This is a genomic window from Microseira wollei NIES-4236 (genome assembly GCF_020521235.1).
GTDB lineage: Bacteria > Cyanobacteriota > Cyanobacteriia > Cyanobacteriales > Aerosakkonemataceae > Microseira > Microseira wollei.
The window spans coordinates 1-466 of the sequence record NZ_BLAY01000563.1 but is presented as its reverse complement, the minus strand read 5'-3'; the positions used below and the strand labels follow the sequence as shown (position 1 = coordinate 466).

Genomic DNA, 466 nt, shown 5'->3' with positions numbered 1-466 from the left:
CGTTGTTATCTACAACGATGCTGTAGCTGATGACTTCGCCCACCACATCGGCGGTGCCACCGGGTACGGAGGCTGTCTTGGTGATGTTGAGGTCTGGTTTCGGCTCAACGGGAACCGAAGTAGAAGCGCTTTCTGATGGCGTTTGAGTACTATCCGCTGTGGCGGTGTTGAGAATGTTACCGCCATTGTCGATGTCAGCTTGGGTGACGGTGTAGGAACCGGTGTAAGTCCAGGTTTCGTTGACATCCAATTGGCTATCGCTGTCGCTGTCGCCACTAGGTCCGGTGAGGGTGCCCAATTTCGGGTCGCTGACAGTTACACCCGTCAGGGTTTGGTTACCGTTGTTATCTACAACGATGCTGTAGCTGATGACTTCGCCCACCACATCGGCGGTGCCACCGGGTACGGAGGCTGTCTTGGTGATGTTGAGGTCTGGTTTCGGCTCAACGGGAACCGAAGTAGAAGC

The 466-nt window shown here is 55.2% G+C and carries 1 protein-coding gene; it reads right to left on the bottom strand.

What is annotated here, in order from left to right:
* Positions 1 to 466 (bottom strand): CLIPPER-2 domain-containing protein (locus MiSe_RS49855; protein ID WP_226595043.1); only part of this gene is annotated, 466 nt, incomplete at both ends.